This is a genomic window from Streptomyces sp. NPDC086787 (assembly GCF_044745865.1).
In the GTDB taxonomy this organism is placed as follows: domain Bacteria; phylum Actinomycetota; class Actinomycetes; order Streptomycetales; family Streptomycetaceae; genus Streptomyces.
On the sequence record NZ_JBIVBC010000010.1, the window covers coordinates 222,374 to 243,529 of the forward strand.

At 69.1% G+C, this 21,156-nt stretch carries 18 protein-coding genes and 1 pseudogene; 9 read left to right on the top strand and 10 right to left on the bottom strand.

Going from position 1 to position 21,156, the window contains the following annotated elements:
• Positions 1–35: 35 nt before the first annotated feature.
• Positions 36–251, bottom strand: a complete 216-nt coding sequence (locus ACIPK3_RS23745) for a DUF5988 family protein (RefSeq protein WP_402572617.1) — start codon at positions 249–251, stop codon at positions 36–38.
• A 1,199-nt stretch (positions 252–1,450) separates the two neighbouring features.
• On the opposite strand from ACIPK3_RS23745, the gene ACIPK3_RS23750 reads away from it, so the two are divergent.
• Both ACIPK3_RS23750 and ACIPK3_RS23755 read left to right on the top strand, forming a co-directional pair.
• The gene (locus tag ACIPK3_RS23750; RefSeq protein WP_402572619.1) at positions 1,451–3,091 is read left to right on the top strand and encodes a M4 family metallopeptidase; all 1,641 of its coding nucleotides are present in this window, start codon (positions 1,451–1,453) and stop codon (positions 3,089–3,091) included.
• Between the two features lie 346 nt (positions 3,092–3,437).
• The gene (locus ACIPK3_RS23755) at positions 3,438–3,797 is read left to right on the top strand and encodes a hypothetical protein (protein WP_402572621.1); all 360 of its coding nucleotides are present in this window, start codon (positions 3,438–3,440) and stop codon (positions 3,795–3,797) included.
• A 169-nt stretch (positions 3,798–3,966) separates the two neighbouring features.
• On the opposite strand, the gene ACIPK3_RS23760 is transcribed toward ACIPK3_RS23755, so the two are convergent.
• The 3 genes from ACIPK3_RS23760 to ACIPK3_RS23770 form a co-directional block, all read right to left on the bottom strand.
• Positions 3,967–5,232 carry a hypothetical protein gene (locus ACIPK3_RS23760; RefSeq protein WP_402572623.1) on the bottom strand — a complete coding sequence of 422 codons (1,266 nt, stop codon included), beginning with the start codon at positions 5,230–5,232 and terminating at the stop codon, positions 3,967–3,969.
• A 113-nt stretch (positions 5,233–5,345) separates the two neighbouring features.
• A complete protein-coding gene (locus ACIPK3_RS23765) occupies positions 5,346–6,854 on the bottom strand; it encodes an APC family permease (protein ID WP_402572624.1) in 1,509 nt (502 codons plus the stop codon).
• A 198-nt stretch (positions 6,855–7,052) separates the two neighbouring features.
• On the bottom strand, positions 7,053–8,294 hold the full coding sequence (locus ACIPK3_RS23770) for a DUF2993 domain-containing protein (RefSeq protein ID WP_402572626.1): 1,242 nt from the start codon (positions 8,292–8,294) through the stop codon (positions 7,053–7,055).
• Positions 8,295–8,570: 276 nt separating this feature from the next.
• On the opposite strand from ACIPK3_RS23770, the gene ACIPK3_RS23775 reads away from it, so the two are divergent.
• Genes ACIPK3_RS23775 through ACIPK3_RS23785 form a run of 3 tightly spaced genes read left to right on the top strand, consistent with a single transcriptional unit; the run spans position 8,571 to position 10,592 of the window.
• Complete coding sequence (locus ACIPK3_RS23775) at positions 8,571–9,194, top strand: DUF6230 family protein (RefSeq protein WP_402572628.1); 624 nt, start codon at positions 8,571–8,573, stop codon at positions 9,192–9,194.
• A 47-nt stretch (positions 9,195–9,241) separates the two neighbouring features.
• A complete protein-coding gene (locus tag ACIPK3_RS23780; protein WP_402572629.1) occupies positions 9,242–9,721 on the top strand; it encodes a DUF6114 domain-containing protein in 480 nt (159 codons plus the stop codon).
• Positions 9,711–10,592 (top strand): hypothetical protein, encoded by an 882-nt coding sequence (locus ACIPK3_RS23785; RefSeq protein ID WP_402572631.1) that lies wholly within the window; start codon positions 9,711–9,713, stop codon positions 10,590–10,592. The genes ACIPK3_RS23780 and ACIPK3_RS23785 overlap by 11 nt, the downstream gene beginning before the upstream one ends.
• 18 nt (positions 10,593–10,610) lie before the next feature.
• Here ACIPK3_RS23785 and ACIPK3_RS23790 read toward each other — a convergent pair whose 3' ends face one another.
• The gene (locus tag ACIPK3_RS23790; RefSeq protein ID WP_402572633.1) at positions 10,611–10,757 is read right to left on the bottom strand and encodes a hypothetical protein; all 147 of its coding nucleotides are present in this window, start codon (positions 10,755–10,757) and stop codon (positions 10,611–10,613) included.
• A gap of 846 nt (positions 10,758–11,603) precedes the next feature.
• On the opposite strand from ACIPK3_RS23790, the gene ACIPK3_RS23795 reads away from it, so the two are divergent.
• The 4 genes and pseudogenes from ACIPK3_RS23795 to ACIPK3_RS23810 all read left to right on the top strand — a co-directional run bounded on the left by ACIPK3_RS23795 (position 11,604) and on the right by ACIPK3_RS23810 (position 16,590).
• The gene (locus tag ACIPK3_RS23795) at positions 11,604–12,359 is read left to right on the top strand and encodes an MgtC/SapB family protein (protein WP_402572635.1); all 756 of its coding nucleotides are present in this window, start codon (positions 11,604–11,606) and stop codon (positions 12,357–12,359) included.
• Positions 12,360–12,423: 64 nt separating this feature from the next.
• Positions 12,424–13,641, top strand: a pseudogene (locus ACIPK3_RS23800) (FAD-dependent monooxygenase); the annotation flags it as partial.
• A gap of 107 nt (positions 13,642–13,748) precedes the next feature.
• Positions 13,749–15,200 (top strand): rifampin monooxygenase, encoded by a 1,452-nt coding sequence (gene rox, locus ACIPK3_RS23805; protein ID WP_402572637.1) that lies wholly within the window; start codon positions 13,749–13,751, stop codon positions 15,198–15,200.
• 217 nt (positions 15,201–15,417) lie between these two features.
• The gene (locus ACIPK3_RS23810; protein WP_402572638.1) at positions 15,418–16,590 is read left to right on the top strand and encodes a glycoside hydrolase family 3 N-terminal domain-containing protein; all 1,173 of its coding nucleotides are present in this window, start codon (positions 15,418–15,420) and stop codon (positions 16,588–16,590) included.
• Positions 16,591–16,641: 51 nt separating this feature from the next.
• Here the strand turns inward: ACIPK3_RS23810 and ACIPK3_RS23815 are convergent, their stop codons facing one another.
• The 5 genes from ACIPK3_RS23815 to ACIPK3_RS23835 all read right to left on the bottom strand — a co-directional run bounded on the left by ACIPK3_RS23815 (position 16,642) and on the right by ACIPK3_RS23835 (position 20,985).
• The gene (locus ACIPK3_RS23815) at positions 16,642–16,818 is read right to left on the bottom strand and encodes a hypothetical protein (RefSeq protein WP_402572640.1); all 177 of its coding nucleotides are present in this window, start codon (positions 16,816–16,818) and stop codon (positions 16,642–16,644) included.
• A 13-nt stretch (positions 16,819–16,831) separates the two neighbouring features.
• Positions 16,832–17,119, bottom strand: coding sequence for a hypothetical protein (locus ACIPK3_RS23820; RefSeq protein ID WP_402572642.1), 288 nt, complete (start codon positions 17,117–17,119; stop codon positions 16,832–16,834).
• A 29-nt stretch (positions 17,120–17,148) separates the two neighbouring features.
• Positions 17,149–18,168: an IPT/TIG domain-containing protein gene (locus tag ACIPK3_RS23825; protein ID WP_402572644.1), complete on the bottom strand. Its 1,020-nt coding sequence runs from the start codon at positions 18,166–18,168 to the stop codon at positions 17,149–17,151.
• Positions 18,169–18,304: 136 nt separating this feature from the next.
• Complete coding sequence (locus tag ACIPK3_RS23830; RefSeq protein WP_402572646.1) at positions 18,305–19,105, bottom strand: IPT/TIG domain-containing protein; 801 nt, start codon at positions 19,103–19,105, stop codon at positions 18,305–18,307.
• Between the two features lie 491 nt (positions 19,106–19,596).
• Positions 19,597–20,985: a hypothetical protein gene (locus ACIPK3_RS23835; RefSeq protein ID WP_402572648.1), complete on the bottom strand. Its 1,389-nt coding sequence runs from the start codon at positions 20,983–20,985 to the stop codon at positions 19,597–19,599.
• Positions 20,986–21,156 lie beyond the last annotated feature (171 nt).

Consider the following 21,156-nt stretch of genomic DNA (forward strand, 5'->3'; position numbering starts at 1 on the left):
GGTCTTCCTTTTCGGAAACGTGGGAACGGGACCGGTTATTCGGCCACGTAGGTGCGGCGGGACCAGCGGTAGACGGGAATTTCCCGGCCGTTGTGCGCGGAATAGGCGCCCGAGAACTCGAAGTGTTCGTAGGCGTTCCCGCACAGGATTTTCACTTTGGGTTCGGATTCGATGGACTCGACTTCCCACATGACGGGAACGGGAATCCAGTCCGGTCCTCCGGAAAGCTTGATCTGGATGACGTTCGGCATTTCCGACTCCGGTGCGGGTGTGTTCTTGGGTGCGGCGGTGAAACAGGCGGGAGCGGGAATCAGGAGCCGGGCTGTCAGCAAGCAAGTTCGACTCAGGGATTTGAGAAAGGCAGAAAGGAGCATGATGACCTCGCGGATGGGCCGAGCACTCACCGTGATTGACCCGGCTGACGACGAGTGCTCGGCCTTCAGACCCCCCGGACCGGGGGCGCGTCGGTCCGGGGGGAGCCGAGCTGGGCGTGCGCCGGGGTGCGGCGCAGGGCCCTTTCATGGATGTCAGCTCGTGGATGCGCCGGCGGGACGGGGACCCCGGTCATTTCGCCGCGCACGTCGCGTGCTGGAGACGGCCGGAACGGGTGGCAGTCACGTCCCCGGAAAGGGGATGGGCAACCCGCCGGTTCGTATTCCAGTAATGCCGCAAGGGCGATGGATACAGCAAGGGCAGTGCCCCTTGCATCACCCGATCGGAGTACGGCACAACGAGGGTGTGCGCTGGGCCCGGTGGTGCGCTCTTGCCTGGTGTGAAGAGAATGACTGAATCGGCGTACGCGTGAACGACTCGCCCGTCATATGAAGAGGCCATTCGGGTGCTTGAGCCCTGTCACCTGTTGCTGCCATATGCCAACTGGGCGGATAACTGTCATGTCCAACGATGGGCCGCCCATCCTCTCCGGGGGGTGGCAGCCCAATCCGTCGCGCGTGTCGGCTTCGTGCCGGCCGTCGAAGGGCGGGCTGTCACGATGGGCACCCCGCGAGAGGGGTTGGATCCGTCAGCCGACGCCGGCGCCGGCGTCGGCTGACGTGTTTTCAGCGGCCACAGGTCGCACAGGTGTACGTGGGGTGAAGGTGGCGTGGGGGAGTTGTCATTTCTCGCCGATGTGCATAGCGGATGGGCCGCGGCTGCGGTTTTCTCATGGACACATCTCCAACCCCCCACACAACATGGAGACTTCATGCGTCGCGCCGACTTCGGCCTGCCTGCGTCCGACCGTCCGCCGACAGGCGTCGATGTCGCTCACGGCTCGTTGTGTGGATAGTCCTTCGCCTGCGTGCACCAAAAGTCATTCACGGTGCTCGTAGTGTCATGTACGTGACAGTCGGACAGCTCCTGTCCGTCCGCCGTACGAACACGACAACCTCCACAAACTTCCGGCCGGCCCCACACCGACCGGACCTTCCCCCCACAAGAAGGAGTTTGCGTGACTCTCCGTCATGTGCGTCACCCGCGCACAACTCTGGCCATCGCCACCGCTGTCGTTGCCGGCGCCCTCATGAGCACGGGGCTGACCAGCGCTGCCACGGCACAGCCCACCACCGGCCAGAACCACCTCGCCGCCGCGCCGACGGTCCTGTCCGCCGCGGCCCGGACCACGCTGATACAGAAGGCGCAGGCCGGCGCTGCCGACACCGCGCAGCACATCGGCCTCGGCGCCAAGGAGAAGCTGGTCGTCAAGGACGTCGTCAAGGACGTCGACGGCACCGTGCACACCCGCTACGAGCGCACCTACGCGGGCCTCCCGGTCCTCGGCGGCGACCTGATCGTCCACACGGCCAAGTCCGGCAGGACCGAGGGCGTGACCAGAGGAGCGAAGGCGACCCTGAAGTTCGCCTCCCTCACGCCGCGGATCTCCGCGGACAAGGCCGAGAAGCAGGCAGTGGGCCTGGCGAAGGCGGCCGGTTCGGCGAAGACCGGCGCGGACCGGAGCCCGCGGAAGATCATCTGGGCGGCCACCGGCAAGCCGGTCCTGGCCTACGAGACGGTCGTCGGCGGCCTCCAGGACGACGGCACGCCCAACCAGCTGCACGTCATCACCGACGCGGCCACCGGCAAGAAGCTCTACGAGTACCAGGGCATCGAGACCGGCGTCGGAAACACCCAGTACAGCGGCAAGGTGGACCTGACGACCACCAAGTCCGGGTCCTCGTACACCCTCACCGACGGTTCGCGCGGCGGCCACAAGACCTACAACCTGGACCACGGCGAGTCGGGCACCGGAACCCTGTTCTCGCAGTCCGAGGACACGTGGGGCGACGGCAAGGCCGGGACCGCGGGCACCGCCGCCGCGGACGCCGCCTACGGTGCGCAGGAGACGTGGGACTTCTACAAGAAGACCTTCAACCGCAACGGCATCAAGAACGACGGTGTCGGCGCCTACTCGCGCGTCCACTACGGCAAGGCGTACGTGAACGCGTTCTGGGACGACAGCTGCTTCTGCATGACGTACGGCGACGGCACCGGCGACAAGGCCCCGCTGACCGCGCTGGACGTGGCGGGTCACGAGATGAGCCACGGCGTCACCGCCAACACCGCGGGTCTGGAGTACTCGGGCGAGTCGGGCGGCCTCAACGAGGCGACCAGCGACATCTTCGGCACCGGCGTGGAGTTCGCGGCCAACAACACCTCCGACGTCGGTGACTACCTCATCGGCGAGAAGATCGACATCAACGGCGACGGCACCCCGCTGCGCTACATGGACAAGCCGAGCAAGGACGGCGGCTCCGCCGACAACTGGTCCTCGGGCGTCGGCGACAAGGACGTGCACAACTCGTCCGGCGTCGCCAACCACTTCTTCTACCTGCTGTCCGAGGGCAGCGGAAAGAAGACGATCAACGGCGTGGACTACGACTCGCCGACCGCCGACGGCTCGACCGTCAAGGGCATCGGCCGGGACAAGGCGCTGCAGATCTGGTACAAGGCGCTGACGACGTACTTCACGTCGACCACCGACTACGCCGCCGCCCGCAAGGGCACTCTCTCGGCGGCGACCGACCTCTACGGCGCCGACAGCGCCGAGTCCAAGGCGGTCGCGGCGGCCTGGACCGCGGTCAGCGTCAGCTGACCACACATCGACGAAGGGCGGCACCCCGGGACTCCTCCCGGGGTGCCGCCCTGGCGTGTACCGCCTGGGCCGACCCGCATGGCGGTCCGGCCCGGTTCGGGCGGCCTCGCCCGCTCTCGGCCGGGATCACCCACTCACGGCGCGGGCCGACGGCGGAAGCCACAATTCCCCGGGCCGTCGTGACGGCCCGTTGAACGCCGCCTGCTGCATTGGCATCACTCACGTCACCGGCTAGGGGGACTGGGCCCTCACCCGCCGAGCCGGATTCCCCGGATGAGTGTGACTATCGCATCGAGGTGATGTGGCGGCGCTCGGCCGTCACCTCGGCTGGCAGGAGGACCAATTGATGAACCTCAGTCTCACACGCCTGCTCGGCGCCGGGGCGGCGGTGGCCATAGGCGCGACGGCCCTGCTCGGAACCGGCGCCGGAACCGCCGTCGCAGGGGGGCGCGCGCACTGCGACCGCGGCGAACGCGACATGTGGAGCAGGGCCGGCACCGACGTGATCGGCCACAGCTGCACGATGCCGGACAACAGGCGGCGCTGGTACACCATCGAGATCGACAGCCTCGTACAGACCCACTACAGGACGAGTCACCTGGAGGACGGGGTCGCCCGCAAGGAGACCGTGCACGACGAGACCGTCAGGTGCCTGGGGTACATCCAGAGGAACAGTGCGGTGCGCTGGTTCGGCTGCCCGCCCTGACAGTAACCGGGTCCCCTCGCACCGATTCTTCGGGAACCTGGTGCGAACACGGCGACCTTGTGGCACCGTAGATATATCTGGCCCGCCGCTCTCCCCCGTAGCGGCGGGCCAGAATGATGGCGCGAGCGCGCCCGTCACCCCTGCCGCGCCGCCGTCGGCCGCGGTCCCGTCAGGGAGTCCGCCCCGGCAGGGTGTTGATGTCGATGACGGCGCGCTGGAGATCGCCCTGCGGTCGGTGGCCGAGGTCGTCGATCGCCACGACGTTCATGTTGCGAGCCAGTCCGGGTGCCCGCCAGTCCGTCGTCAGCTTGCCGACCAGCTGCGGGTTCAGCCCGTTCGCGAGGTGCATGAGGTAGTTGTCCCGGACCGAGGCCGGGAAGAACGGCGAGAGCAGCCGGATCAGGAACAACTGGGGAATCTGCAGATCCGGCTGGACGATGCTCGACAGCACGAAGAACCGGTCGCCGTCCGCCCCTGGGTCGCGGGCGAGAGCGGCCTGGTTGAGCGTCAGCGTCTGGTCGTAGATCCGCTGCGGCGGGCTCCCGCTCAGGAAGGCCTTGAGGATCTCCCACCAGGACGGGTCGCCCGCCGGGTAGCTGCCCCGGTCGGAGACGCTGTCCGAGTGCCAGGCCCAGGGCTGGTCGAGGCCCGCCGAGGAGTCGACGAGCACGACGTTCTTGCCCGCCTTCACGAAGTCGCCGTAGGGGGAGGTCGGGGACAGCTCGGTGCGTTCGGCGACGCGGGAGCCGAGGAGGTCGTGCAGCCTGGTCAGCGGCTCACTGGCGTCGGCGCCGGCCGGAACGGCCGCCGACACGTTGATGACGACGACTTCCGAGGGGTGCGCGTCGATCCAGCGCTTGACCGAAGCTGCCTCACCCGTGGTGGCGTCGAAGAACAGCCCGCCCATCGGGGCACCGTGGAAGGTCCGCCACTGTCCGCCCTCGAAGCACAGTCGCAGATCGAGGTAGCGGGCGCCCTGGTCGAGCTGGTCGGTGAGGCTTCCGCTCTGCGTCCGCGAGATGCTGGCGGCCAGCTTCGGGTCGAGCTTGGCCACGTTGTAGGACCAGCCGCTGGTGCACAGCCCCGGGTCGGCCGGGATGCTCCAGCTGCCGGAGTCGTGACTGCCGGGCATCGCGATCCGGTTCAGCGGCTGGTCGTCGAGATAGCCGCGCATGTCGCCCATCCACCGGGACAGGTCCACCGTCGCGGCGGAAGCCCGGCCGGTTCGCGCGTGCGGTCCCGCCCCGGCCGCCGCCTGCACCGGTCCGCCGGCGGTCATCGTCGCGGCGAGGGCGAGCATCAGGGTGATCAGCCAGGCAGCCGAACGCCGTAAGCGGTGGGTGCGGGTGCGGGTGCGGGTGCGGGTGCGGGTGCGAGTGCGAGTGCGGTCCGTGCGGTCCGTGCGGTCCGTGCGGTCCGTTCCAGGTCGTCTCATGTCCGTACGCCCTCCTGGGGGGAAGAGGCCGAAACCGGCACCGAGAGTAGAGGGCGGCACACGCGATGCCCAGAGCCGCACCGGTAATTCCCGGCACGCGTTCCGCTGTCCCGCTACGTCTCCTCGGGACCCTTCGTATCCGGCACAGCCTGGACGGGGGACGCGAGGCCCTCGTGCCCGGCGAGCGCGGTACCCAGACGACGCGTCAGGGCGGGCGCAGCGACGACGGCGACGACCGCGAGCAGCACCCACCCGCCCGACACCACCGGGAACCAGCGCGCCGCACCCGAGGCGGGATAGGGGATGACGCTGCGGTAGAGGGTGTAACCCAGGAGGGCGAGCGCACCCAGCGGAATGACGATCTGCCACATCGCCACCGGCATCACCCGCCGGAAGAAGATCAGCCAGATCCCCCCGACCGTCGTCAGCGCGTACGCCACCAGAAGGATCAAGGTGCCCATCGTCCCGCTCCACAGGAAGGTGTCCATCGGCCGAGCGGAGAACACGGCGACGGAGATCACGATGATCAGCCCCATGGCACCCGTGACGAGGACGGCCGAGGCACCGGGAGTGCCGGAGGCCGAAACCCGCCCCGGCCCACGGTCACCGACACTGTCGCGGAACAGCGCGTACGCCACCCGCGAAGCGCCCACCACCGAGGCCAGGCAACATCCGAAAGCACTCGCGGCGGTGCCGAACGTGATGGCGTCGCCGACCCAGGAGGCCACGTAAGACGAACCGAGGTCACCCAGCAGCGAGGAGGAGGCGGAGAAGGCCCTGAGGCCGGCCTCGTCGGCGCCGAAACCCATCACCTCCACGGCCGTCACGACCGTGAAGTACAGCCCGCCGAACACCGCGGTGAACAGGATGGCGCGCGGAATGTCACGCCGTGGTTCCGTGGCCTCCTCACCGAGAGCGGCGGCGGCCTCGAAGCCGGCGAAGGACAGAAAACCGAACACCACACCGAGGAACAACGCCGACCAACTCGTGCCGTGCTGAATCTGGAACACGCTGAGCGTGAAGCGGTGACCGCCCGGCGCGCTGCCCGCGACCAGGCGGACCAGCACGATCACGGTGACCAGCAGGATGAGGGCCACGGTCGCGCCCTCCAGGGTGAGCAGCACGCGGGTGGCACGTCTCGCCGGGGTGACACTGAGCGCCAGTGCGGCCGACAGCGCGACGGCGACCAGGACGAACGGGCACCACCAGGCGGGGTGCGGCCAGACATCGATGTCCTGGAGAAAGGCGGTGCCGAAGATACCCGCGGCCGAGGACGTCACCACCCCGAAGAAGACGTACGCCCCCAGCAGGCACCACCCGGCGACCAGTCCCGCCCGCGGCCCGAGAGCCGCACCCACCAGGGCGTACACCGAACCGGAGCTGTGGAAGTGCTGGCAGAGCCGAACGAACACGTACGCCACGAGCAGCACCGCCACGCCCGCCAGCAGGAACGCCAGCGGCACGGCACGGCCGACCGAGGGCTCGGTGCCCTGCGGGTTGATGTTGGCGGCCATGCTCGGCGCCATCAGCGCCACCGACAGGCCCACCGCCTGCCACATGTTCAGGGTCCTGGGCAGCCGCCGCCGGGGCGGAGGAGGAGTGGAGGCCGGTGATGCGGTCATGTGCGCGCTCTCCTCTCGACGGGGCGACCTTACCTCCGTCCTCCCCGTCGGCGGGCTCGGGCCCGCCGGAAACGAAGGCGCACATGTCCTGGGCGGCCGTTCAACTCTTCGATGGTGTCACGGACTTCGGCGACCAGCAGGTCGGACGTGCGCCAGGTGCGCGTCCGGCATCCGGCATCGGGCAGGGGAGAAGGGCGCTCAGTGCCCCAGCAGCAGGCCCGTCCCCGACACGTCCGCGCGGATGCCGTCCTTGTCCACCGTCACGCGCTCCAACCGCAGGGAACCCCTGGGCGGCTTCGGGAGCTGGAAGGCGAAGGAGAAGCGGTCGGCGATCTGGGGCCGGGTGAGTTTCGTCAGCGAGGTGAGCAGGGACACGTCGAGACCCAGCCGCTTCAGCAGCTCCGGGTGGGCGAGGGCAACGTCCGCGAGGTTGATCCTGGTCAGCTCGTGCAGGAAGCGCGGCGCGCCGGTGAGCCGGTGGAGTTCGTCCTCGTCATGGAGCGCGGACCGCACCGCGCCGTCGGGGACACCCAGACGGTGCACGACCTCCGGAACCGCCAGGAACGCCCTGATCCTCTCCGCCTCCCGCGTGACACGGCGCGCCGAGGTCCGGGTCAGGTGCAGCCCGTCGGCCGGTCCGGTACCGGGCCGGTAGGTCGCGAGATCGTCGATGTCGAGCCGTATGCCGTCCACCGAGGTGGCGATGCCGCGGTCCCCCTCCTGCCGGATGCCGGCCTCGGCCCGTACGCGCAGGTCACGTCCCGCGACCCGCAGGGCACCCCGGGCCAGCACATGGCCGGGGCCATGGGCCGTGAAGGCCACCTGCGAGGCGCCGAGTTCGCGGTTCATGTCGGCGAACGACAGCAGCACCTGACCGTGCAACCGGCGAACGAGCGCGCCGCGTATCGCCGTGGGACCGTCACCGTCGATACGAATGTTGTTCGCGGTGGTCGTCACCTGAGTGAGGGTGACGCGGTCGGCCGGAATGTCGGGGAGGGTGACCTGAACCGAGTCCAGATTCTGCGCGGCCAGCTGTGTCAGAAAGGGAAAGCCGCCGATCCGCACCTCGGGGGCGGCGGCGAGGTGCAACTGGTCCTTGAGCCGGTCGGCGGCCTTGTGCTCGGCGTAGAGCAGCGCCCAGCGGTCGGCCAGGGTGACGAGGCAGGCCAGGGTGAGAGCCCAGACGAGGACGCGGGCCATGGTGGGCAGGCCGGTGGCACGGTTGCGACGACGGCTCTTGCGCCGGTGGTTGGGCGGCGCCCAGGGCTCCTCGCCGTCGTCCTCCCGCCCCTTCGTACTGCGCCTGGCGAGGACGCCGTCCGACGGATCGTCTGCCAGCGAGGCCAGTTCGTCATGGGGATTACGGCCGACCGGAACCCCTTTGGGGACGGCGTCATCGGAAGGAGCCGGTTGATGCGTCGGTATGTGGGGGGTACGCATCGAGGTATTCGATCACATGGGGGCACCTCGTCTGCAAGTCGATCGAGCGCGCCTCCGGAGCCCTGCTGCCGTGTGCCGAACCGCCTGTGGCCATTCGAAAGACCCGGTGCGGACTGTCACCCGAAGGGCCCAGCGTGAGTTGTGTCACCCGTACGGCGGACCTGACGTGCGGCGGGTTGCCGCACCCGGAAGTCTAGGATCCGTCACCGGACAAGGGGGGCGACCCCCGCCCTGTCCAGGCACGGGCGGACCCACCTCACGACCGAAGGAGACGGGATGTCGCACCGTGTCGGCAGAACCCGGTGGCGGCGCTTCGCGGCGGTCCTGGTACCCAGCGTCGCTGCCTGCGCGGCGCTCGGCATCGCCATGGCCCAGGGAGCGCTGGCCGCGTCGTTCCTCATCTCCGGCAAGAGATTCCAGGTCACCGCGGACACGTTCACCGTGCGGGGGCTCAGCATCTACAGCATGGTCGACGTGACCAAGGATCACGAGCTCGTGCCGGTCACGGTCACCGGAGCCCGGCACGCGACCATTGACAACCTGTGTCAGTCCGTCCTGGTCGACGTTCCGATGCTGGGCGAGTACACGCTGAGACTCACCGGCGGCAGGCAACGCCCCGTCGAGGCCTCGAACATGTTCATCGACGCGCCCATCACATCGGCGGAACAGGCGAACTTCCGCGACCTCGACATCGGTATCGCGCAGGGAGCGATCACCAAGGGGCCGATCAACCCCGGCGACCGCAAGTCACGCTTCTTCGACCCCAGCGGCTTCGGCCAGCAGGCCACGTCGGTGGTCCTGACCGACGTCGACGTGACCGCGGTCGCGGTCAGCGCCGCCACCTTCAACGTTCCCGGCCTGAGCGCGAAGGTCGAGCAGGGCAGCCACGAATGCCCCTGAGGCCCGGCACGCACCAGGGGCCCCGCACAAGGCACATGCGACAGGTGATGACCAGCTTCTTCGGCAGACACCGGCCAACGCGCGCCACCGCGGCACACGCCCGGTTCAGATTCCGGACCTGGCGTGGCGAACGCCCGTTCTGGGCCGGGCTGTTCACATTCAAGGCCGCCCTCCCCATTCTGTACTGGCCGTACGCCAACCTGGATCCGGGCGCCCTCCCACTGGCCCTCTCGACCACATCCGGTGCCGGATCCCTGGTCATCGGAGTCCTGCTCATGACCCTGGGGGTGACCCTCTGGTACTCCCCGCACCTCCGCTTCTTCGCCGGGATCGCCACGCTCGTGCTCGCCCTCGTCTCCTTCCCCGTCGCGAACTTCGGCGGTCTCTTCCTCGGACTGTTCTCCGCCCTGATCGGCGGCTCCCTGGCCTGCTCCTGGATGCCGCCCGACGTCCCCGAGCCGTCCACAGCGGCGGCGACCCATGTGTCCGCGGCGGCTCCGGGAGGAGACAGCACAGGTGGCAGCTGACCACGACACCGACGGCACCGATCGGACCGCGGCTCCTCGCGAGGCCGCCTCTCGCACCCCGGGCCGCGTCGCGTCGTCCGGCCCGGTGCTCGGCAGGCTGCCCAGGCCTCTCGCCCGCGCGCTGGCCGTGGCCACCGTGCCTCTCGTCCTCCATCTCCCCGTACCCCGGCCGACCGACTCGCCGCTCCCCACCCCGAGCGATTCGGGCAGTCCCACGGCCCGGGTGAGCGCACTGCCGGCCCAGCGGAGCACCGTCCCGGAATCCGCTCCGGCCGGCTCCGCCGCCCCCGGCCCCGGGATCACCCGCGCGGACATCGCGCCGGCATCCGCGAGTACGGCACCCACCGCCGCGCACGCCACACCCGCGCCCTCCGGCACACCCTCCACCCCGCCGCGGCCCCGTCCCGCGAACGGCGCCTGGACGCTGCGCGCGGAACGCCTCGTACTCCATGCCTTCAGCTTCCGCGGCACGACCACCGTGCACACCGCGACCGGAACCGCGCGGCTACTCAAGTTCACCGCGCGGTCGGTGGACGCGGTCGGTCTCGACCTGGCCACGGGCCGGGGCAGTACGGCGATGCGGCTGGCGGCCGGGCGCGCGACCACGGCCACGTTCAAGGGCCGGGACGGCAGCGCCGTGCTGACCTTCTACGCGCGCGAGCTGTCCGGCACGGTCACGGCCCTCGACGGTGCCCCGCTTCCGCCCGACCGTGCCGTCACCATCACCCCTGACGTCGTACCACCCTGGCTCGAACACCCGGCCACCCGCACCGGGGCGGTCACCTTCTCCGGAGCGACGGTCTCGCAGTTCACCTTGCCGGGCGGTGACCTGACCATCGCGGGGCCCCGACTTCGCGCCGGGGCCCGGTGAATCCGGACGACGAGCGCGTCAGCTGGCGTTGACGCAGATGGCCCAGACCGTCATCGTGAAAGCGGGGCCGGTGACGTTGCGGATGGTGGCTCTCCACGTCGTGGTGCTGGTCGGTCCGGATTCGTAGGCGTACACGCCACTGCTGATGAAGTTGTTGGTGGTCATTCCCCCACCCGTGACCACTGTTCCGGCCGGACAGGTCGCCGTGAACGTGCAGGAGGTGTCGACCCCGCACGTCTGGGCGTTGGAAACCTGCTGGTAGCCGGACACCCCTGCGGTTCCTGTCGCTCCGGTTGCTCCTGTGGCTCCTGTCGGGCCGGTAGGTCCTGTGGCTCCGGTAGGGCGTGTGCTTCCCGTCGCGCCCGTCGCGCCGGGGTCTCCGGTCGCTCCGGTGGCCCCCGTCGGACCGGGGTCTCCGGCGGCGCCCGTCGCTCCGGTCGCTCCGGTCGCTCCTGTCGGCCCAGTGGCTCCCGTGTCCCCGGTTGGGCCTGTGGGCCCGGTTGGGCCCGTGGCCCCCGTCTTTCCTGGGCAGCCCTTGTCATTGCCGTCGCCGCCGGCGGGAGAGTCGGCCCGCCCGCCAGGCCTGCCGTGGCCGCCCGAGCCGTCATCGCATTTGTCGCCGCCGAACGCCACGGCCGTGTGGTCCGCGGCGCCCCGCATTTGCGCGATGGCCGGGCCGGCCGCACCGGTCGCCATGACCAGCGCGAGCGAGGTCAGCGCTCCTGCCCTCCTGAACCGGTCGCGTGTCAGTGGCCCGTATGGGGACCGTCTCGTGCCGTCAGGCCTCACGTGCGTACTCCCTTGTCAGCTGTCAGCGGCGGGAATGTTCCGTGCACGGGAGGTCTGCGTCCGTGCGCGAGCGGCGTGTTGCGTCATGACGCACTCGAATAATCAGCAAATCAGACGAATGAGATCCTCAAGTGGACCAATCGGCAGCGCCCGCGTACGGCTTCTGGTGGCGCGCGTCCGGTGTGCGTGCCATGCGATACCGCAGGAGACTTCCTTGTCAGGATGAGCCGCATGGTGATGATGGCGTTGCTGGGTGAGCCCTCCGGGCAGGGCTGGCAGCAGGTGGCGGAGTTCGGGCTGGCACTGCTGCTGTCGGGCGCGATCGGCGTGGAACGTGAACTGCGCCAGAAAGCCGCCGGACTGCGCACCTACACCATCGTGGGAGTCGGCGCGGCGCTCTTCACGCTGGTGAGCAAGTACGGGTTCACCGACGTGCTCAGTGCCGGAACTGTTGTCCTGGACCCCTCCCGTGTCACGGCCCAGATCGTGTCGGGTCTCGGGTTCATCGGCGGAGGCGTGATCTTCTTCCACGGCATGTCGGTGCGTGGCCTGAACACGGCCGCGACGATCTGGCTCACGGCCGCGATCGGCTGTGCTGCCGCGGCCGGCTTGCCCGTGCTGGCGGTGATGACCACCGTGACGTACTTCGTCCTCGTCCTCGGGGTGCGCCCGCTGATGTCGCGAGTGGATCGGCTTCGGGTCTCGTCGTTCTCCTATCGGCTCACCTATGTCGCGGATTACCAGGTACTGCCGGAGGTGCTGCACCGACTGCGGGACTCCGGCTTCGGCTTGTCCGACATCTCAGTCGTGGAGGCGGCGAGGACCGGTTCGCCGAGGAAGACCGCCCCCGACCCGACGAGCACGCCGGCGATCATCACCGTCAGGCTGACCTTCCACGGCCGCAGCACCACCGAGGGGCTGTCCTCGGAGGTGCTACGGCTGCCAGGCGTGCTGGTCTTCAAGGACGAGGACGTCTGACCGGCCCGCCGACGCCCTGGACCGGCGGCGGCCGCAGCGCCCGCAGGCCCCCCACCAGCAGGTCGAGCCCGGGGTCGAGATCACCCGGGGAACGGAAGCCGTCGCCGTACGGCAGGACGCCGGCGGAGCCGAGGTGGACATCCGCGGGCCGTACGGCGAGAAGACCCTGCGTGCCGCGTACGTGGTCGGCTGCGACGGCGGACGCAGCCTCATACGGACGGCGGCCGGAATCGGCTTCCCCGGTTCGCCGGAGACGCTGCCCCGACTCCTCGGTGACTTCGCCGACGCCGATCCGCACGACCCGGCGCTCGCCGGGGCCCGGGCCCGAGGGGTGCTGACCGCGCCGGTGGACGGCGAGGACGGCCGGGTCACCCGATTCGTCCTGGTCGACCCGGCCAGGATGCGGGTCCCGTCCCGCGAACCCGTCACCCTGGAGGAGTTCCGCACCTCCCTGGCAAGCCTGTGTGGCTCCCGACTGCGGCATCGGCCGGCCCCGGTGGCTGTCCCGCTTCGGAAACGCCACCCGCCTCGCCGACCGCTACCGCGCGGGCCGCCTCCTGGTCGCGGGGGACGCGGCGCACATCCACTTCCCGGCGGCCGGACAGGGCCTCAACACCGGCTTGCAGGACGCCATGAACCTGGGCTGGAAGCTGGCCGCCGAGGTGCACGGCTGGGCACCGCCGGGGCTGCTCGCCAGCTACGACCGCGAGCGCCGGGCGGTCGGCGCGACCGTCACCGGCAACACCGGGATCCAGACGCTCCTGCTGGAACTGACCCTCGTGGAACAGTACGCCCGCCCCGCGATCGCCCTGCGCGGCCTTCTCGACGAGTTCCTGGGCGTGGAACAGGGGAACCGACGGCTTGCCGATCTGGTCTTCGGACTTGGTACGACCTATCCGCCCACCACGCCGGACGCCGCGATCCGCTGACCGGCCACCGCGTGCCCGACGTCGGGCTGACCGCCGTCGGATCGGCCGCGGAACGGGTCCACGAACTCCTGGCCGACGGCCGCTTCGTGCTGCTGGACCTCACCGGGGACGACCCCGCACTGAACTCAGGCATCGAAGCCGAGTGGGGCGGACGCGTCCGGCCCGTCACGGTCACCGCCCACGACGACCACCCGGAACTGGCCGACGTCAGCAAGCTGTTGGTCCGCCCGGACGGGCACATGGCCTGGGCCGCCCGGCACGGTGACGACAGCCGTCCCGGCACACACCGCGCGGCGCTGGCCGACTGGGCCGGAGCCCCTGACCGCGGTGGGAAGCGCCACAAGGGCTGCTGACATCCCCTCGCCACTCTCAACCTATAGCGCACCCGGGGCCTTGCGGCAAGACCCCGGGCGTGCTGCAAAATCACCCGCCGAAGCCGGGAACTTCCAGGGGAGACGTAATGATTGACGTGATCGTTGTGGGTGGCGGACCGACCGGTCTGATGCTCGCCGGAGAGTTGCGGCTGCACGGCGTGCACACGGTCGTACTGGAGAAGGAGACCGAGCCGACCAAGGTGGTCCGCGCGCTCGGCCTGCACATCCGCAGCATCGAGGTCATGGACCAGCGCGGTCTGCTGGAGCGGTTCCTCGCGCACGGCCGGCAGTACCCGGTGGGCGGCTTCTTCGCCGCCATCGACAAGCCCTCGCCGGGCGGCCTGGACAGCGCACACGCCTATGTCCTCGGCATCCCGCAGCCCACCACCGATCGCCTGCTGGCCGAGCACGCCACCGGGCTCGGCGCCGAGATCCGACGCGGCCGTGAACTGGTCGGGCTGAGCCAGGACGACCACGGCGTCACCGCCGAACTCGCCGACGGCACAAGGCTGCGCTCACGCTATCTCGTCGGCTGCGACGGCGGCCGCAGCACTGTCCGCAAGCTGCTCGGCGTCGGCTTTCCCGGAGAACCCAGCCGGGTCGAGACGCTGCTGGGGGAGATGGAGGTGACCGCCACACCGGAGGAACTTGCCATCATCATGACCGAAGTCCGCAAGGTCCAGAAGCGGTTCGGCTTCATGCCCCTCGGCGACGGGGCGTACCGAGTAGTCGTGCCCGCAGAGACAGTGGCCGAGGACCGCTCGGTGCCGCCGACCCTCCAGGATTTCCAGCGGGAGCTACGACTGGTCGCCGGTACCGACTGCGGCGTGCACTCACCCCGCTGGCTCTCCCGTTTCGGCGACGCCACCCGGCAGGCCGAGCACTACCGGGTCGGGCGGGTGCTGCTGGCGGGCGACGCGGCGCACGTCCATCCGCCGACGGGCGGGCAAGGGCTCAACCTCGGTATCCAGGACGCGTTCAACCTCGGCTGGAAGCTGGCCGCCGAGGTGGCCGGCTGGGCGCCCGAGAGCCTCCTCGACAGCTATCACGCCGAACGGCATCCCGTGGCCACCGACGTGCTGGACAACACCCGTGCCCAGATGGAGCTGATGTCCACGGACCCGGGCTCCCGGGCGGTACGTCGGCTGGTCTCGGAGCTGATGGACTTCGAGCAGGTGAACCGGCACCTCATCGAGAAGATCACCGCGATCGGGATCCGCTACGACTTCGGATCCGGCCACGCACTGCTCGGTCGGCGGATGCGGGACGTGGGGCTGAAGCGAGGCCGCCTCTACGGACTGCTGCACTCCGGCCGAGGGCTGCTGCTCGACCAGACCGGCCGGCTCTCCGCAGCGGGCTGGGCGGACCGGGTCGACCATGTCGTCGACACCAGCGAGGAACTCGACGTACCCGCCGTACTACTGCGACCGGACGGTCACGTGGCCTGGGTCGGCGAGGACCCGGCGGATCTGACCAGCCAGTTGCCGAGGTGGTTCGGCGCCGAGAAGGGACCGGCGGAGAACGGTTCGACGCAGTAGCGAATCCGCGCAACGGGGATCGGCGGCGCCTCCAGGACCGCGCGGACCGAGGCGCGGAGGCGGACGTGGTCCGATGGAGTTACGTTGGAACCCACTGGCTGCGCGACCGCTGTCGACGGCCGGGCAAGGGGCGCCCGGCCCATGGTCGGCGTACCGGAAGGGGCTCCGCATGACAACGCGGCAGACGTCATCCCACCGACGCGGAGGGAGGCGGGCCGTGTGGCCCGTGCCGTTGCTGGCCCTCTCGCTGGCGGCCACGACCATGGGCGGCGCATGCATTTCGCACGCCGCGCCGACATCACGGACGCCCCCCGACGCGGCGACCGCGAGCACTGCGGCGACCTGTGTCGACAAGGTCTTCGGGGCGATGTCGCAGTCGCAGCGCGTCGGTCAGCTGTTCATGGGCGCCGTCGCCGCCTCCAAGCCGGACCAGAAGCAGGTCCAGATCCTGCGCCAGTACCACGTCGGATCGGTGTTCCTGGCGGGACGCAGCACGTCGGGTACGAAGGCGACCAAGACCCTGGTCGACGGCCTCCAGGCGAAGGCCGACACGGTCTCGGGGCATCGCGTGGGCCTGCTGGTGTCCACCGACCAGGAGGGCGGCCACGTGCAGGTGCTGTCCGGCCCCGGGTTCTCGACCATGCCGACCGGACTGGTCCAGGGAAGCTGGTCACCCTCGAAACTCCGTACGGAGGCCGCCACTTGGGCAGAGCAGCTCAAGGCCGCCGGGGTCAACCTGAACCTCGCGCCCGTCGCCGACGTCGTCCCGGCCGGACTGGGCAGGAACAACGGCCCGATAGGCCGGTACGACCGCGAGTTCGGCCACACGGCCTCGACGGTGGCCTCCCACAGTGACGCGTTCGCCGCGGGCTTCGCCCAGGCCAAGGTTCTGGCAACCCTCAAGCACTTCCCGGGACTTGGCTCTGTCCGCGGCAACACGGACACCACGGCGAACGTGGTGGACTCGGTGACGACGAGCAAGAGCGCGAGCATCACCCCGTTCAGCTCGGGGATCAAGGCCGGCGCGCCCTTCGTGATGATCTCCCTGGCCAAGTACAGCAAGATCGACCCGAAGCACCAGGCCGTCTTCTCCTCCACGGTGATCCAGGGACTGCTCCGCAAGGACCTCGGCTTCAAGGGCGTGGTGATCTCCGACGACCTCGGCAACGCGGTCTCCGTGAAGGACGTACCTCCGGCGGACCGCGCCCTGAACTTCCTGTCGGCCGGCGGAGACCTGGTACTGACCGTCGAGCCCAACCTGATCCCGACCATGGCCAAGGCCGTACAGGCCCGTATGACGCAGAACGCGGCCTTCCGCACACAGATGGACCAGAGCGTCCGACGCGTTCTGACCGCCAAGCAGAAGGCGGGCCTGCTGTCCTGCGGCTGACGCCGATGGGCTCGGACAGCAGCTCGCCGGTAGGGCGACTGCGGAGGCGTCTCAGGCCGGGCGGGTGAAGATGGTGATGGTGCCGTCGTTGCCCGATCGCTTGTTGGCCGCGTCGGCTTCCTGTGAGGTGAGGTAGTCGTGCTGGGTTCCGTCCGACTTCGTCAGCCGGAAGACGGTGACCGTACGGCGGCCGTGGGAGTGTGCCTGTCCGCCACAGTTGCAGCCCATTGGTTGTTCTCCTTCAGTCGAGCCAGTTCGAGGCGACTCCCGTGACGTACGACAGGGTCAGAATTGTCGCCGCGATCCGGAAGCAGGTCGTGCCGCCGAAGAGGTGGGCGAGGGGGACTGCGGCGGAGGAGACCCAGATGCTGGCGCACCAGTCGCAGGTGACCAGGTAGGTGGGCCGGGAGTCGTCGCCGAATCGGTCGGCCACCCATACACGTATGCCTGCGGCAAGGGTGTCCTTCGTGATGAAACGCGTGACGCGGCATATGGCGCCGAGGGTGAGGAACAGGACCACCAGGTTCATGGGAGATCACCGTGCGTCGTGGGGCTGGGCTACGACACCTCGTAGAGGTAGGGAAGAAGGTTGCTGTTTCCGCCCGGGGTGTGTGCCATGACGTTGACGGTGCCGGGCGGCCCGCCGGGGACGGTGGCGACCACCTGGGTGTCGGAGATCGCGGCGAACATGGCAGGGACGCCCCCGAAGGTCACGGTGTCGGTGTAGGTCAGATTGGTGCCCGTGAGCACGGTCGAGTTGCCACCGGTGTCCGGTCCATGCGATGGGGTGAGAGTCTGGATGACCGGCGCCGCGAGATAGGTGTAGTAGGTGTCGCCGTTCGGGATGCTGGTGCCGCCAGGCGTGCTGACAGTGACGGTGACCGTGCCGGTGCCTGCCGGGGCGGTGACGGTCAGCTGGTTGTCGGAGACGACCGTGATACCGGTGGCAGGGTTCGCGCCGAAGCTGACGGCGCTGGTGAGGCTCAGACCGGTGCCGAAGATGACGACCGTGTTGGCTCCGGTGCTGGGGCCGAAGTGTCGGGTCAGATCGATGACGGTCGGCGCGGCGAGATAGATGTACGGCAGCGGGTTGCTCGTGCCGACCGGCGTGGTGACGGTGACATTGACCGTGCCGGCGCAGGTACTGGTGGGTGCTGTGGCGGTGATCTGCGTGCTGTTGACGACGATCACGTTGGTGGCCGGGTTGGCGCCGAACCGGATCGAGGTGGCGCCGTTGAGGCCGGTGCCGTTGAGGGTGACCGTGTTGCCGCCTGCCGCCGGTCCCGCTGTGGGGCTGAGACTGGTGAGCGTTGGAATGCCGGCGCTGGTGTAGGTGAAGGGCACGGTCTGGCTGCTGGTACCGCCAGGCGTGGTGACGGAGACATTGACCGTGCCGCTGCCGGAGGGTGTCGTGGCGGTGATCTGCGTGTTGTTGACGACGATCACGTTCGTGGCGGGGTTGGCGCCGAACCGGACCAAGGTGGCGCCGGTGAAACCGCTACCTGTGATGGTGACGGGGGTGCCCCCCAGGGGCGGGCCCTGGTTGGGGCTGACACTGGACACGACGGGTGGGGCCATGACGCTCCTTCTCGTGCCGTTGGGCCGCCGCCCTGGCCGACGGATTCGGTCAAGGCGGCGGGGACGTTGCCCCATGTCCCACGTGTTGTGGCCTCGGGACAGTGTGGTGCTGTCCGTCCGTCCCCGGCGACAGGTGTCAGACGAGGATGGTGAAGTCCTCGTCGTTGGAGGGTCCGCCGCACGTGGTGACCGTGATGGTTCCGGCGCCGGCGGTGAGTCCGGCGGGAACGGTGGCGGTGAGCTGACCGGAACCGAAGCTCGTCCAGTCCGCGGCGAAGGTGTTGTCCCCGTCGCTGAACTCCACTGCGGAGACGTTGATGAAGCAGGTCCCGTTGATGGTGATGAGGTCACCGTCCGTGCCCGTGTCGGGCGACAGGGAGGTGATGGCCGGGACCGCGTAGTAGGAGAACTGGGTCAGGTTGCTGGTCGGAGGGCTCGTGCCGCCGGCGGTGGTGATGGCGATGTCCACCGTGTCGACGCACGCGTTGACCATCGTGTGGGCCGGGGTGGTGAAGGTGACCTGTGAGGCCGAGGAGAAAGTGGGGGTGGGGGTGACCGCGGTACCGCCGACGGTGACGCCGGTGCCGGTGAGGAAGTTGCTTCCGAACAGCGTGACCGAGGTTCCGCCGGCCGTCGGCCCACAGGTGGTGCTCACGCCCGTGGCGCTCGGTGACGAGATGAGGAAGAAGGGCAGCGCGTTGCTGGTGACGTTGGTGTTGCTGGTCACGCTGACGGAGACCTGGCCGGCGCACTGCACCGAGGGGATCGTGAGGGAGACCTGCGTTGAGGTGACGGTGAGCCCGCTGGTGACCGTCACCGAGCCGAAGGTCACCTTGGTGGTGGTTCCCAGGCCCGTGCCGTTGATGTGGAGTGTGTCTCCGGCCTTGCCCTGGTTGGTTGAGGTGGTGGTGTCGACCAACGATGTGATGGTTGCCATGTCTTTCCTTTGGTTGTGTTCTGTGAGTGCGGAATGGCAGGAGGGCGCTGTGGTACCTGATCCGTGTCCGCGAGAGGCACCCGTGGTACGGGCGGGACGTGAAGTCGCGGAGAAAGCGGACGAGACCGGCGAACGCTCGTGAATTCGACATGATGCGGACGGATTTGAGCCCGCTCTGTGCCAGGCGCGGCGGCTTTGTGAAGACCTGCTTACCGGACCTCAGTCAGGAGGAGAGGGCATCCCGAGAGGAAGAGGCCGGTGCCGAGTCCGAGAGCGCGCTGCCAGCGTCACCTGAAGCCATTACGCCAGAAGTTCAACGTGGGCAACAGGGCGTATGTGAGGCCATAGGGAGTTAGTGTGACTATCGACTAACAAGCCTGAATGCCATTTTGTGAGCCGGAGTACGATCGGGCGGTGGTCTCACCACCACCCCGAGATGGCGTCCGGCTTGAGACTGCCAGGTCCCCGGAGGGGGAAAGCCCGATCCCCGCTCAGCCGCTGCAGTTGGTGACGGGTTGGGGGCTGAGGAGGCAGTTGGTCGGTGTGTTGCCGGTGAAGGTGCTGGCAGCGTCGACGCTGGTGATCGCCACGGTGGTGGAGACACCGCCGGGCGCGGGGGCGCTCGGGGCCATGTTGCCGTTCACGCTGGAGGTGGTGAACGAGTACGCGCCGCCGACGTTGAAGACGCCTCCGGCGGCGGAACCGGTGCCGCCCACCTTGTTGCCGTCGATGTGGGAGCCGGCCACCGACACGGACACCGCGCCGAAGGTGTCGTCGGTGTAGAGCCCGCCGCCCTGAGAAAGCGTGCCGGAGGCCAGATTGCCGGTGATCGCGGTGCCGTGCTGCAGGACCAGCGTGCCCGCCGAGATGTCTCCGACCGCCGCGATGCCCGCGCCTTGGCCGAAGGGGCCGATGAGCTGGTTGCCGGAAACCGTGGTGTTGTCCAGGGTGAGCGGACCGCCGTCACTGAAGATGCCGCCGCCACGGTTGCTGAAGCCGTCGTTGGCGGTGAATCCGGTGACGGTGTTCCCGCTGATCGTGGAGTCCGTGATCGAGCCGCTCCCGCCGGAGGCCGGAGCGAACAGGATTCCGCCCCCGCCCGAGATGCTCTGCGGGACCCGGTTGTCCGCGATCGTGGTGCCGGTGATGGACAACTCGTCGGACCCGCCGAAGACGATGCCGCCGCCGGCCTGCTTCCCGGTGTTGCGGCTGATGTTGCTGTCCTTGATGGTGACCTGCTGGCTGGTGTCGAGGAGCGCCCCACCGGCGCTGCTGCCGGCGCGGTTGCCGGTCATGGTCAGCGAGTCCAGGGTGACCGTGGCCGCCCCAAGGGCCACGATGCCGCCACCCTGGGCGGTGGCGCTGTTGTCGTCGACCGTGCCGCCGGTGAGGGAGACCGAAGTGCCGTCGAGGGCTACGATCGCACCGCCCACGTCTGCGGCGTTGCCCTGAAAGCGCACGTCGGTGGTGGTCAGGGAGCCGCCACTGACACCGAGGAACACACCACCACCGGCGCCCGGACTCGCACTGCCGTTCATGACGGTCAGGTCGTCCATGGTCAGGGAGGCCGCGTCGACGTCGAAAACGCGGAAGTTTGCGGTGGCGTTCGGGTCGCGGCGGATCGTGGCGTGGCGGCCGTGGATCACCAGCGGCTTGGTGATCGTAGGAAGCGAGCCGTCGGAGTTGGTCAGCGTGTACACGCAGTACGGGGTGAGCGCCAGTGTGGCGTCCATGCCCGAATTTGCGTCGCTGATCGCCGTGACCAGCGCCGACGTCGAACAGGCCACGTCTTGCACCGCATGCGCCGGAAACGCCGCCGAGCCCACGAGCAGCCCCCCGGCCGCCACAACCGCCCCGGCCCGCGCCTTCCGCCAGCTCATCGCATTCCTCCACTGGGATGCACGGTCCGCACATGCGGACCGCAGGAACCAACGTAACCGTGGAATACCGGCAGCAATGTTGACATGCCGCCACAGATCGGCTTGTCATGCAAGCAGCCCACACCGATCACGGTGCCCACGGGCGAACGAATCCGTTCGATTGCGGCGTTC

Excerpts from the sequence above, each read along its gene's own strand:
- ACIPK3_RS23745 (WP_402572617.1), bottom strand. The coding sequence starts at position 251 with ATGCCGAACGTCATCCAGATCAAGCTTTCCGGAGGACCGGACTGGATT.
- ACIPK3_RS23755 (WP_402572621.1), top strand. The coding sequence starts at position 3,438 with ATGAACCTCAGTCTCACACGCCTGCTCGGCGCCGGGGCGGCGGTGGCC.
- ACIPK3_RS23760 (WP_402572623.1), bottom strand. The coding sequence starts at position 5,232 with ATGAGACGACCTGGAACGGACCGCACGGACCGCACGGACCGCACGGAC.
- ACIPK3_RS23765 (WP_402572624.1), bottom strand. The coding sequence starts at position 6,854 with ATGACCGCATCACCGGCCTCCACTCCTCCTCCGCCCCGGCGGCGGCTG.
- ACIPK3_RS23770 (WP_402572626.1), bottom strand. The coding sequence starts at position 8,294 with ATGCGTACCCCCCACATACCGACGCATCAACCGGCTCCTTCCGATGAC.
- ACIPK3_RS23775 (WP_402572628.1), top strand. The coding sequence starts at position 8,571 with ATGTCGCACCGTGTCGGCAGAACCCGGTGGCGGCGCTTCGCGGCGGTC.
- ACIPK3_RS23780 (WP_402572629.1), top strand. The coding sequence starts at position 9,242 with ATGACCAGCTTCTTCGGCAGACACCGGCCAACGCGCGCCACCGCGGCA.
- ACIPK3_RS23790 (WP_402572633.1), bottom strand. The coding sequence starts at position 10,757 with ATGACCACCAACAACTTCATCAGCAGTGGCGTGTACGCCTACGAATCC.
- ACIPK3_RS23795 (WP_402572635.1), top strand. The coding sequence starts at position 11,604 with ATGAGCCGCATGGTGATGATGGCGTTGCTGGGTGAGCCCTCCGGGCAG.
- rox (WP_402572637.1), top strand. The coding sequence starts at position 13,749 with ATGATTGACGTGATCGTTGTGGGTGGCGGACCGACCGGTCTGATGCTC.
- ACIPK3_RS23815 (WP_402572640.1), bottom strand. The coding sequence starts at position 16,818 with ATGGGCTGCAACTGTGGCGGACAGGCACACTCCCACGGCCGCCGTACG.
- ACIPK3_RS23820 (WP_402572642.1), bottom strand. The coding sequence starts at position 17,119 with ATGAACCTGGTGGTCCTGTTCCTCACCCTCGGCGCCATATGCCGCGTC.
- ACIPK3_RS23825 (WP_402572644.1), bottom strand. The coding sequence starts at position 18,168 with ATGGCCCCACCCGTCGTGTCCAGTGTCAGCCCCAACCAGGGCCCGCCC.
- ACIPK3_RS23830 (WP_402572646.1), bottom strand. The coding sequence starts at position 19,105 with ATGGCAACCATCACATCGTTGGTCGACACCACCACCTCAACCAACCAG.
- ACIPK3_RS23835 (WP_402572648.1), bottom strand. The coding sequence starts at position 20,985 with ATGAGCTGGCGGAAGGCGCGGGCCGGGGCGGTTGTGGCGGCCGGGGGG.